The organism is Rhodococcus sp. NPDC059968, assembly GCF_042738615.1.
In the GTDB taxonomy this organism is placed as follows: Bacteria; Actinomycetota; Actinomycetes; order Mycobacteriales; family Mycobacteriaceae; genus Rhodococcus_F.
This window is the reverse complement of the sequence record NZ_JBHWUE010000013.1, coordinates 33,748-46,642: the sequence shown is the minus strand read 5'-3', so window position 1 is coordinate 46,642 and position 12,895 is coordinate 33,748. Positions and strand designations below refer to the sequence as shown.

General features: G+C 68.8%; 3 protein-coding genes (1 of these 3 cut by a window edge). 1 reads left to right on the top strand and 2 read right to left on the bottom strand.

Annotated features, from left to right (window positions below; translation table 11 throughout):
- Positions 1-11: 11 nt before the first annotated feature.
- The gene (locus tag ACFWAY_RS14145) at positions 12-344 is read right to left on the bottom strand and encodes a hypothetical protein (protein ID WP_005246337.1); all 333 of its coding nucleotides are present in this window, start codon (positions 342-344) and stop codon (positions 12-14) included.
- Positions 345-516: 172 nt separating this feature from the next.
- Between ACFWAY_RS14145 and ACFWAY_RS14140 the strand changes: the two genes are divergently transcribed.
- Positions 517-855 carry an RNA polymerase-binding protein RbpA gene (locus ACFWAY_RS14140; RefSeq protein WP_073359666.1) on the top strand — a complete coding sequence of 113 codons (339 nt, stop codon included), beginning with the start codon at positions 517-519 and terminating at the stop codon, positions 853-855.
- 536 nt (positions 856-1,391) lie between these two features.
- Here ACFWAY_RS14140 and ACFWAY_RS14135 read toward each other — a convergent pair.
- On the bottom strand, positions 1,392-12,895 hold the 3' end of the coding sequence (locus tag ACFWAY_RS14135; RefSeq protein ID WP_378510991.1) for a non-ribosomal peptide synthase/polyketide synthase. Its footprint extends 19,546 nt past the window's final position; the window shows 11,504 of its 31,050 coding nt (coding positions 19,547-31,050); its start codon lies off the right edge, out of view; the stop codon is at positions 1,392-1,394.

Sequence of the window (12,895 nt, the reverse complement as noted above, 5' to 3'; positions counted from 1 at the left end):
CTGTCCGAGGCTCAGCGGAAGCGTTCGGCCTCACGTGCGAGTTGCACGAGGTCGGCGCACAGGGACTCCACCTCATGGGCCGCCGCACCTTCGGCAACGGCTGTCGCCACGTCCTCGGCGGCACATCGAACCTGGAAAACCCGGTCGACCATGGCGGAGGCTTCCTCCGAGGTGAGCACCACCGCATCGGCGGGGATGCTCGTGCCCTTGACCTGGTTGCGCTGTTCGTACGCGCGCTGCCGGCAGGATTGGCGGCAGTACCGGCGGCGCCGCCCCATCCCCGTCTCGGCCACTTCCCGGCCGCACCACACACAGGAATCGGGTCTGCGGGAGGCGCCGGTCATGGTCAACCACCTTACTGCGCGGCGCCTCGAGGCCCGCCCGGTAAGATGTCGAGGTTGCATCTGCGCGGCGTGCGGGAACCAATCGGGAGGCCGTGGCGTTGTAGATGAGTGTGAACGCTTGGTTCTGGTCCAGGCGTACTCGCGCGGAGACGATCGAGGAGAGGACACAACCATGGCAGATCGCGTACTTCGAGGGAGTCGACTCGGAGCGGTGAGCTACGAGACCGACCGTGACCACGACCTCGCGCCCCGTCGGATGGCCAAGTACCGGTGCGACAACGGTGAGGTCTTCGACATTCCCTTCGCCGACGAAGCCGAGATTCCCGGTACGTGGCTGTGCCGTAACGGCCTCGAGGGAACCCTGGTCGAGGGGACTGCGCCCGAGGCCAAGAAGGTCAAGCCGCCGCGTACCCACTGGGACATGCTGCTCGAACGCCGTTCCAAGGAGGAACTGGAAGAGCTGCTGAAGGAGCGCCTCGACCTGCTGAAGGCGAAGCGCCGCGGAGCCTGACCCAGGCCACCGAACCGTACGAACGCCGTCTCGGCTCTGCCGGGGCGGCGTTCGCCGCGTCCGGGGAGGCTGCGACCCCCGCTTCGGCACGGACGGGGTGTTCGACACGGACAAGCTTCTGTTGGTCACTGGGCTGGTCACCGTCTCGACAGGACTCATCCAAGTACTCCGATCTGCTGAACGCGGGCGCGTTACATTCCGAGCACACAAAGCACCGAGCGTCACGCCCCGAACACGCAGTCGAAGAAACCACGTATGACCGACCTCTCGGGCTTCCGTACCATTTGAGAGGTAGGTCACATGACCGCTCTCAATCTACTATTCGGTACCGCGGAGTCAAGGGTTTGGTCTTCTCTTCGGGTCGATCTCACACCTGGGGTATGAAATCGGCAGCCTGAAACCACGGCCGGTCGGGCGCCCACGATATTTCGGGTGGTCAACCGCTCGTTTCCACTACAACCGCTCACATTTCGTGGTATTCCCCCACCACCACCCAAACCAAACCTTCCGGTCTGTCGGGCGGCGGGCGGGTGCGATCAGCGCACCGAATGCGGCCGATTCGCGCTGTCGTCGGGATCGCTGTCCCTGCCGGTGTCGGGCGCGGCGTGCCGTGGCCGGCGACGCGGACGCTCGAGGTGCGGTGCGATCGCGGCGAGAGCGTCCGGCGTCGTCATCGTCCAGTGCGTCGCGTCCACCGGATGCTCGTCGATGCCCCCGCGCACGAACTGGCCCCAGCAGGTCACCGGGTCCACGTGGAAACCGTCGTCGAGGGCGGCGGTGAAGAACACCAGATCGCCGTCGAACACCCTCGGCTGGTGTGCGTCGATCAGTTCGGGGGCCCGCAGCGCAGTTCCGTAGATCCGCTCGAGTTCCGGCGCGGTCAGTGCCGCCAACGGCCCTCCGACGACCCGCAGCAACGCCGCCGCCCGCTCGGCGTCGAACTGCCCGTCCGGCGCGAGCTCGTCGAGCACACCGTCGTCCGGGAGGTCCAGGCCGACACCGCCGAGAAGATCCGCGGTGGTCGCGGAGTTCTCCACACTGCGGTCGAGCCCGACGTAGCTGTCGAGGAGCCCCAGCAGACGCACCTCCTCACCGGCATCCTGCAACTGCACCGCCATCTCGTGAGCGATGACCCCGCCCAGCGACCACCCCACCAGGTGGTACGGGCCGTGCGGCTGGATCGAACGGATCTCCCGGACGTAGCGGCCCGCGAAGTCGGTGATCGTCTCCAGATGCGGCTCGTCCTCGGTCAGCGCCGGCGACTGTAGCCCGTAGATCGGCCGGTCCTCGGTCAGCTCGCGGCTGAGCCCCGCGTAGCTCCACGCGAGCCCGATGAACGGATGCACGCAGAACAGCGGTTCCGCCGTCCCTCTCGACCGGATCGGGAGAAGCACGTCGAGTGACGCACCGGCACCGTCGACCCCGTCGTTCGTCCACTTCTGGATGCGCTGTCCCAGCGACTGCGGCGTGGGGTCGCTGAACATCCATTGCAACGGGAAGTCGATTCCCAACTCGGATCCGAGCGCGGGCGCGACCCGGGTGGCAATCAGCGAGTTGCCCCCGAGGTCGAAGAAGCTGTCCGTGACGCCCACGCGGTCGATGCCGAGCACGTCGGCGAACACCGCGGCGACGGCGCGCTCGGCCGCCGTCCGCGGGGCCTGATACTCGTCGGCCGCCGACCGGACCGCCGGTGCGGGCAGGGCCTGGCGGTCGAGTTTGCCGTTGACCGACAGCGGCAGGGTGTCCAGATGCACGACGTGCGCGGGGATCATGTACGACGGGACGCGGGCCGACAGGTGTGCGCGCACGTCGGACCAGTCGGCCGCGCGCCGCCCCACCAGGTATGCCACGAGGGCTTCCTCGCCGCGGTCGTCGCGGTGCACCACTACCACCGCCTGCATCACGTCCGAATGCGTCTCCAGCGCCGCCTCGATCTCCCCCAGCTCGATCCGCTGCCCCCGCAACTTCACCTGAAGATCGGTACGCCCCAGATATTCCAGAACCCCATCCGAGCGGCGACGCACAAGATCACCCGTCCTATACATCCGCCCACCAGCCACGTGCGGGTTCGCCACGAACCGATCCGCCGACAGATCCGCCCGATTCAGATACCCCCGCGCCAGCTGATCACCCGCCAGATACAACTCCCCCGCCACCCTGTTCGGCACCGGATGCAACCGGGAATCGAGCACATGCAACTGCGTGTTCCACACCGGACGCCCGATCGGCACCGTCAGTGTGTCCGCCGCAACAGGTTCCCAATGGGTGACGTCGACCGCGGCCTCCGTCGGACCGTACAGATTGTGCAGATCCGCACCACTGACCGCCCGGAACCGGGCCACCTGCTCCGGCGTCAGCGCCTCACCCGAACAGAACACCAACCGCAACGAATCACACTCCGCCGCAAGAGGTTCGGCAGTGAACACCGACAGCATCGACGGCACGAAGTGGGTGGTCGTCACGTGACGTTCCTGGACGAGCCCCGTCAGGTACCGCGGATCGCGGTGTCCGTCTGGTGCGGCGATCACCAGAGAGGCTCCCACCTGCAGCGGCCAGAACAGCTCCCACACCGACACGTCGAACGTCACCGGAGTCTTCTGCAGAACGACGTCCGCGCTGGTCAGGGTGTATTCGTGCTGCATCCACAGCAGGCGGTTCACGATCGCGCCATGAGTGACCGCGACGCCCTTCGGCCGGCCCGTCGACCCGGACGTGAAGATCACGTACGCCGTGTTCGCCGGGGACAGCGGCCGCAGCCGGTCCGCATCGGTGACGGGCGAGCTGGCGAAGCCGGAGACGTCCTCGGACGCGACGTCGATGACGGGAACCGATCCGCCGCCGGGGTGTCCGGCACCGCTGACCAGCACACATGCCGGCCGTGCGGTGTCGATTACATACGCGGTCCGCTCGGCCGGATGGTCCGGATCCACCGGCAGGTACGCGCCACCCGCCTTCACCACGGCGTAAATCGCGACGAGCAGATCGATCGAACGGCGCATCGCGACCGCCACCACCGACTCGGGGCCGACGCCCTGCTCGACCAACCGGCGCGCCAGCCTGTTCACGCGGGCGTCGAAGTCGGCGTACGTCAATTCCTCCCGGTCGAAGACCACCGAGATCCGGTCGGGATCCGCCGCGACCCTCATGTCGAACAGCGACGCCAGGGTGCCGGCGAGCACATCGTGCGATGTCGCGTTGGTACCGGCGATCTGCTTCCGTTCGCCGCTGCCGAGGACGTCGATGTCGCCGACCGCGGTGTCCGGACTATCGGTGGCCGCCCGCAGAACCTGCAGGAACCGCTGCCCGAACACATACATGGACGGCTCGTCGAACAGGTCGGAGGCGTACGTGAGGCGGGCGGCGATCCCGTCCGGACCTCCCTCGGAGTCGAATTGCTCCATCAGGGTGAGCTGCAGATCGAACTTGGCAATGTCGACATCGAAGTCGACGCCGCTCACCGACAGGTCGCCCAGTTCCAGGGTCGCCTGGTCGAGGTTCTGGAACGTGAGCATCACCTGGAACAAGGGATGCCGCCCCGTGGACCGCGACGGATTGACGACCTCCACGAGGCGCTCGAACGGGACGTCCGCGTGGGAGAAGGCGGCGAGATCGGTCTCGCGCACGTCTGCGACCAGTTCGGCGAAAGACTTGCCTCCGTCGACCTGCTGGCGCAGGACCAGTGTGTTGACGAACATGCCGATCAGGTCGTCGAGTTCGCGTTCACCACGTCCCGCGACGGGGGTGCCGATGGCGATGTCACCGCTTCCGGAGAGTCGGCTCAGCAGCACCGCGAGCGCCGAGTGCACGAGCATGAACAGGGACGCGTTCGCGTCCCGCGCGGCGCCCAGGAGCGTGCCGTGCAGGTCGGCCGGCACGGCGAAGTCGACGGTGCCGCCCTGGTACGACGCGACCGCGGGACGCGGGCGGTCGGTGGGCAGGTCCAGCTGATCCGGTGCGCCCGCGAGGGTCTGCGTCCAGAACACGAGTTGCCGGGCCGACACCGATTCGGGGTCGGTCTCGTCGCCGAGGAGTGCCCGCTGCCACAGTGCATAGTCGGCGTACTGCACCGGTAACGGAGCCCAGTCGGGGGTGGTGCCCGCCGACCGCGCCGCGTACGCCGTCATCACGTCGCGCACCATCGGCGCCATCGACCAGCCGTCGCCGGAGATGTGATGGACCACCAGGGCGAGAACGTGCTCCGCCGGGGACATGCGGAAGATCCGCACCCGCACCGGAACCTCCGTGGTGACGTCGAATCCGGTGGTCACCAGGGCGGCGATCAGAGCGGGCATCGTGGCCTCGTCCGTCGCGACGACGGACAGTGCGCCCCCTACCCGGTCGGTGGGCAGGATCACCTGGTGCGGACCGTCCGCGGAGTCCGGGTATACCGTCCGCAGCGACTCGTGCCTGCGGACGACGTCGGTGACCGCGTGCTGCAGTGCGTCGACGTCCAGCGCGCCCGACAGCCGGACCGCCGCGGGAATGTTGTGCACGGCGGAGTTCGGGTCGAACCTGTTGAGGAACCACATCCGTTGCTGCGCCGACGACAGCGGAATCCGTTCGGGACGCACTGCCGGCGTCAGCGTCGGGCGGGTGGGTGCGGTCGCGTCGATCGAATCCAGCAGTGCTGCAAGGGCGGCGACGGTGGGCGCCTCGAACAGGGTTCGAATCTCCACACGGCGCCCGAGTCGCTCGGACAGCCGGGCGACCACCCGGGTGGCGACGAGGGAGTTGCCACCCAGGTCGAAGAAGTTCGCGGCGGCGCCGACCTGTTCGACGCCGAGCACGTCGGCGAAGGCGGCGGCGACCGCTTCCTCGGTGGGTGTCGCGGGGGCGCGGTATTCGACTGTTGCCGAGGCGAAGTCGGGTGCGGGAAGGCCCTTGCGGTCGACTTTGCCGTTCGAGGTCAGGGGCAGTTGCGCGAGCACGACGAGGACGGCGGGAACCATGTAGTTCGGCACCGCGGCGCCGACCTCTGCCAGAACCGCGGCGGAGTCGACGGTGGCGCCGTCCTCGGGGACCACGTACGCGACCAGGGCGGTCCCGGTGTGTGGGTGCTGGTGGGCGATGACGACGGCCTGCCCCACCCCCGCGCTCGACACCAGTGCGGACTCGATCTCGCCGAGTTCGATGCGGAACCCGCGGACCTTCACCTGGAAGTCGGAGCGCTCGAGGTACTCGAGGACGCCCCTCCCGTCCCGGACGCGCCAGCGGACCACGTCACCGGTGCGGTAGAGCCGCGAACCGGGTGCGCCGAAGGGGTTGGCGACGAAGCGCTCGCCCGTCAGGTCGGCGCGCGCAACGTAGCCGCGGGCCAGCTGGTCGCCGGCCAGGTACAGCTCACCCGACACCCCGACGGGGACCGGGTTCAGCCGGGCATCCAGCACGAACACCTGTGTGTTCCACTCGGGTCCGCCGATGGGGACGGTGTCGACGTCGGTGGCGGTGTGTGTCCAGGCGGTCACGGACACGGCGGCCTCGGTGGGCCCGTACAGGTTGTGCAGTGCGACGGTGGCGAACCGGCGGCGGAAGCGGGCGGCGGTGTCGACGGGCAGCGCCTCGCCGATGCACAGCACCCGCCGCAGGGCCGGCTGCTCCCCCGCACCCGGGTTGGCCATGAAGGCCTCCAGCAGGGACGGCACGAAATGTGCTGTCGTGACGCGCTGCTGACGCATCAGGTCCGCCAGATAGGCCGGGTCGCGGTGACCGTCCGGGTGGGCGATGACGAGTCGGGCGCCCGAGGTCAGCGGCCAGAACAGTTCCCACACCGACAGGTCGAACGTGACGGGTGTCTTCTGTACGACGGCGTCGGTGGTGTCGAGCGGGTATTCGTGCTGCTTCCAGCGGAGTTGGTTCGCGATGGCACCGTGTGTCACGGCGACACCCTTGGGTCTGCCGGTGGACCCGGACGTGAAGATCAGGTACGCCGTGTTCTCCGGCCGCAGCGGGGCGAGACGATGCGCATCGGTCACCGGTCCGCGTGGCGAGCCGGCGGGGTCGAGGGTGTCGATCTCGATGACCGGGACGGTCTCGGCGGCGAACCCGTCCGAGTATGTGGTGAGGATGCACACCGGGCGCGCAGTCTCGAGCACGTAGGCGAGTCGGTCGGCCGGATGGGCGAGATCGATCGGCAGGTACGCGCCGCCGGCTCGCAGCACCGCGTACATTCCGACCAGTAGTTCGATCGACCGGTTCATCGCCAGTCCCACCACGGTTTCCGGCCCCACCCCGCGATCGATCAGCAGGTGGGCGAGCCCGTCGACACGGCGGTCGAACTCCGCATACGTGAGTTCGGTGCCCTCGAAGACCACCGCGGCCTCGTCGGGAGTGCGCGCCACCTGGGCGGAGAACAGTTCGGCGAGGGTCGTCGGCGACAGATCGACGCCGGTGTCGTTGAATTCGGCGAGGACCGACTGCCGTTCGGGGCCGTCGAGCAGGTCGATGGCACCGACGGCCACGTCCGGATCCTGTACGACCGACTCGAGGACGCGGGTGAAGCGTTCCGCGAACGCCACCACGGTCGATTCGTCGAAGAGGTCGGTCGCGTACGTGAACTGGGCCTCGATCACGTCCGGGGCCCCGCCGGCGTCATGTTTCTCCGACAATGTCAGGTGCAGATCGAAGTTGGAGATCGTGTTCGGCACATCGAGTCCCTCGACGTGCAGCCCGGGAAGTTCGAGTGTGGTGGTGGCGAGGTTCTGGAACGAGAACGCGACCTGGAACAGCGGGTGGTGTGAGCGGGACCGGGCCGGGTTCAGCACGTCGACGAGGCGCTCGAACGGAATGTCGGAGTGCGCGAACGCACTCAGATCGGTAGAGCGTGCGTCGGCGAGGCTGTCCGCGAACGAACTCGCGAGGTCCACGTGGGTGCGCAGCACCAGGGTGTTCACGAACATGCCGACGAGTTCGTCGAGGGATTCCTCACCGCGGCCGGCGATGGGTGCGCCGACGGCGATGTCGGACTCGTTGCTCAGTCGCGCGAGCAGTACCGCGAGCGCGGTGTGCATCACCATGAACAGGGAGGTGTTCCGGCCGCGCGCGAGCGCCAGCAGGGCGCGGTGGGTGCCGGCGTCGACGGTGAACGGCACGTGCCCGCCCCGGTGCGACGCGACCGCGGGACGGGGACGGTCGGTCGGCAGGGGCAGCCGGTCCGGCAGACCCTCCAGGGCGCGGGTCCAGTACGCGATCTGAGCGGCGGCGACCGATTCGGGATCGGCCTCGTCGCCGAGGAGTTCCCGCTGCCACAGGCTGTAGTCGGCGTACTGCACCGGCAGCGGCGCCCAGCGGGGAACGTGTCCCTCGGCGCGGGCGGTGTAGGCGAGCATGACGTCGCGCGCCAGCGGGGCGAGTGACCAGCCGTCACCCGAGATGTGGTGGGCGACCATCACGAGCACGTAGTCGTCGGCGCCGACGCGGTACATCCGCGCTCGCAGGGGCACGTCCGCAGTCACGTCGAAGCCCGTCGTCACGAGTGCGAGCACCCGCTCGAGGATGTCGTCGGGGTGCGCCGCCACCGGTGTCAGGTCGGGCACCGCGTCCCCGGTGGGCACGATCACCTGGTGCGGACCGTCGGCGGAATCGGGATAGACGGTGCGCAGCGCCTCGTGCCGCCCGACGAGGTCGGCGATCGCGATCTGCATGGCACGCAGGTCCACCTCGCCCGACAGCCGGAGCGCGACCGGCAGGTTGTAGGCGGGCGATGCGGTGTCGAACTGGTTGATGAACCACATCCGCTGCTGGGCGAGCGAGAGCGGAATGTGTTCGGGCCGAGGCTTCGCCGTCAGCGCGGGGCGTCGCACACCGTGGGTGGTGGTCTCGATGATGCGTGCCGCGAGGGAGGCGACAGTCGGCGATTCGAACACTTCGCGGACACCGACGTGGACGTCGAGTGCCGCGTTGATCCGCGACACCACCTGCGTGGCGAGCAGCGAGTTGCCGCCGAGGTCGAAGAAGCTGTCGTGGATGCCGATCTCGGGCAACGCGAGGATGTCCGCGAAGATGCCGGCGACGATCACCTCCATCGGGTTCCGCGGTGCCTCGAATGTCGTGGCCGCGGCGGCGAAAATCGGCTCGGGTAGCGCTGCCCGGTCGAGCTTGCCTGCCGGGGTGAGCGGCAGGGCGTCGAGGAGGGTGACGGAGGCGGGAACCATGTAGGCGGGCAGGGTGCGCCCGACGAAGTTCGCGACCTCGACCCGGTCGACGTCCTCACCGGTGAACGGCAGCACGTACGCGACGAGGGAGGTCTCCCCGTTCGGGTGCTCGTACCCGATCGTGGTGGCGTACTCGATCTGGGGGTGTGCGGTGAGCGCGGCGTCGATCTCGCCGAGTTCGATGCGGAATCCGCGGATCTTCACCTGGTGGTCGGTGCGGCCGACGAAATCGAGGACGCGGTTCTCCCGCCACCGGACGAGGTCGCCGGTGCGGTACATGAGGTCGCCGGGCTCGCCGTACGGGTCGGCGACGAAACGTTCGGCGGTCAGTCCCGGCCGTCCGAGGTAGCCGCGGGCGAGGCTCGGGCCTCCGACGTACAGTTCGCCCGGCACACCCACCGGCACGGGACGCAGCCGGCCGTCCAGCACGAGTGCCCGCACTCCGCGGCTCGGGCCGCCGATGGTGACCGGTTCACCGGCGCGGAGGGGTTCGGTGATGGACGACATGATCGTCGCCTCGCTGGGGCCGTACGCGTTGACCATGCGACGCCCCGGCGCCCAGCGCGCGACGAGTTCCGGCGGGCACACGTCACCGGCGACCACGACCACGGCGAGGTCGTCGAGCCCGTGATGATCCACCGACGCCAGCGCCGCCGGAGTGGAGAACGCATGGGTGACGTGCTCGGCGGCGAGCAGTTCCGCGAGTTCCGATCCGCCGTAGATCGTGGGCGGGGCGATGACCATGGTGGCTCCCGCCCCGAGTGCCATCAGCATCTCGAACACCGAGGCGTCGAAGCTCGGGGACGCGAAATGCAGTGTCCGCGAACGGGACGTGACACCGAGGAGCTCACGCTCGTCGGTCACCAGGTTCATCAGACCGCGATGTGTGACTGCGACCCCCTTGGGCCGGCCGGTGGATCCCGACGTGTAGATGACGTACGCCACCTGGTCGGACAGGATCGGCCGCATGCGGTCGCGGTTGGTGACCGGCAACCGGGATTCGTGGGTACAGCACACCTCGAGCGCCGGGTCGTCGAGGAGCATCCACCGGATCGAGTCCGGGAGAAGAGCCTGTTTCGCGGACACGGTGATCCCGACCATCGCCCCGGAGTCCTCCACCATGTGCAGGATGCGGTCCGCGGGATAGCCGGGGTCGACGGGCACGAACGCGGCACCGGTCTTGGCCACCGCCCACACGGCCACCACGGAGTCGAAGGACCGCGGCAGCGCCAGCGCGACCCGGGTTTCGGGTCCCACCCCCCTGTCGACGAGCAACCGGGCCAGCTGGTTCGACTGTTCGTCGAGGTCACGGTAGGTGAGGCTTTCCCCCTCGAAGACGACGGCGGCTCCGTCGGGTGCCGCGGCGACGGCGCCGGCCAGGATCTCGGGCAGCACCTGCACCGGTCGCGCGTCGGCGCCGCGCACCGGGGTGAGCGCCGCGTATTCCTCGTCGCCGAGGACCGGGATGTCGCCGATGGGCCGGTGGGGGTCGGCGACGACCGCCTCGAAGATCCGCCGCAGCCGGGTCGCGTACTCGGCGGCGGTGCTTTCGTCGAAAATGTCTGTCGCGTAGACCAGTTCGGCGTCGATTCCGGCTGCCTCGGCCGCGTCGTCGAGCCGCTCTATGAGCGTGAAGTGGAGGTCGAACTTCGCGATGCCGGCGTCGAGGGTGAGCGGTTCCACCGACAACCCCTCCAGTTCGAGTCGGTCGGCAGAGACCGCCTGCACGCCGAGCGCCACCTGGAACAGCGGGTGGTGCGAGGTGGAGCGGACCGGGCTCAGGACCTCCACCAGCCGCTCGAACGGCAAATCCGCGTGGGCGAACGCCTCGAGGTCGACGTCCCGGGCCTGCTCGAGCAGCGACACGAACGACGCTCCCGGGTCCAGCGTCGTGCGCAACACGAGGGTGTTGACGAACATGCCGATGATGTCGTCGAGCTCCACCCGGCCGCGGCCGGCAATGGCCGTGCCGACGGTGATGTCGGAGGTGGTGCTGAGCCGGCCCAGCAGGACGCTGAGCGCGGCGTGGGCGACCATGAAGATGCTGGCGCCGTGCGTGCGTGCCAGCTCGGCCAGGGCCCGGTGCGTGTCGGCGTCCAGGGCGAAACGGGTTGCCGCACCCCGATGCGACGGAACGGCCGGCCTGCCCCGGTCGCCCGGCAGGTACAGCTGGTCCGGGACACCGGCGAGTGTCCGGGTCCAATACTCGAGTTGCGCGGCGGCGAGGCTGCCCGGGTCGGACTCGGCGCCGAGCACCTCCCGCTGCCACAGCGCGTAGTCGGCGTACTGCACCGGCAGCGGCGCCCAAGTGGGCACCTGGCCTGCCGCGCGGCTCGCGTACGCGATCATCACGTCCCGGATCAGCGGTTCCATGGACACGCCGTCGGCGGAGATGTGATGGACGACGAGTGCGAGCACGTGCTCGGCGTCGCCGAGCGAGTACACCTTCACCCGCAGTGGCACGGCCTGGGAGACGTCGAAGCCGGTCAGCAGGAACTGCTGGAGATCCGCGCGCAGCCCGGTCTCGCTCACGCGGACCGGTGCGACGTCGGGGGTGAACTCTCCGGGCTCGAGGATCACCTGGTGCGGTCCGCCCCGGGAATCGGGGAAGACGGTCCGCAGCGGTTCGTGCCGGGTGATCAGATCGTCGATCGCGGCGGCCAGAGCCGCAATGTCCAGCGGTCCGGTCAGCCGGACGGCCGCGGGCAGGTTGTACGTCGCCGACGAGGTGTCGAATTGGTTGAGGAACCACATCCGCTGCTGTGCGAGTGACAGCGGGATCCGGTCGGGACGCGGCTGCGGCACGAGGGCTGGTGCGGCGGAAGCGCCGTCGCCGGCCCTGGACATACGCGGCGCCAGCGAATCTGCCAGCGCGAGGACGGTCGGGGCTTCGAAGATGTCACGCACCGTGACCCGGATGTCGAGTAGGGCGCCCACCCGGGCGGTCACCCGCGTCGCGGAGAGCGAGTTACCACCTGCATCGAAGAAATCCGTGTCGAGACCGATGTCCGTACCGCCCAGCACTTCGGCAAACGCGTCCGCGATCGACCGCTCCAGTGCGTTCCGCGGCGCCCGGTACACGATCTCCTTGACTGCCGCGCCGAAGTCCGGCGCGGGCAGGGCGCCCCGGTCGAGTTTGCCATTCGGGGTCAGAGGGATGGTGTCCAGGAACACCAGTGCCGCCGGAACCATGTACCCCGGCAATGCCTGACGCAGGAACGCGAGCAGAGCTGCCGAATCACGGTCGGCGCCCTCACCGACGAGCACGTGCGATGCCAGTCGTGTTTCCGATGGAGACTTGTAGCCGAGGGTGGCAGCGAATTCGACATCGGGATGTGCGTTGAGGGCGGCATCGATCTCGCCGAGTTCGATACGAAGTCCACGGACCTTGACCTGGTGGTCGGAGCGGCCGAGGTATTCGATCGCATGTCCGGGAAGAGTTCCATCGGTCATGCTGCCGGTCACACCGGAATGCACTGCGCGCCAGCGCACTATGTCACCGGTGCGGTACATCCGGGCACCCGCGGCGTCGAACGGACTGGCCACGAATCGGTTTGCCGTGAGCGCGGCACGCTTGTGATATCCGCGGGCCAGAGCCGGTCCCAGCAGGTACAACTCTCCCACGACACCGACCGGCACGGGCCTCAACCTCGAATCGAGAACCACGGCGGCGACGCCGGGCAGCGGCCCGCCGATGGTGATGTCTCCGCCCGGGTCGAGCACCGAGCTGAACGTGGCGCCCACCGTCACTTCGGTGGGACCGTACCCGTTGACGAGTTCGATCCGGTCAGCCCATCGCGCCACCGTCTCCGGTGGGCAGGCGTCGCCGCCGACGACGATCGACCGTAGATCGTCCAGTCCCTCCGGGTCGACCGACGCCAGAGCGGCAT

Bases quoted from the DNA above. Each gene is read 5' to 3' on its own strand.
- ACFWAY_RS14140 (WP_073359666.1), top strand. From the start codon at position 517: ATGGCAGATCGCGTACTTCGAGGGAGTCGACTCGGAGCGGTGAGCTAC.
- ACFWAY_RS14145 (WP_005246337.1), bottom strand. From the start codon at position 344: ATGACCGGCGCCTCCCGCAGACCCGATTCCTGTGTGTGGTGCGGCCGG.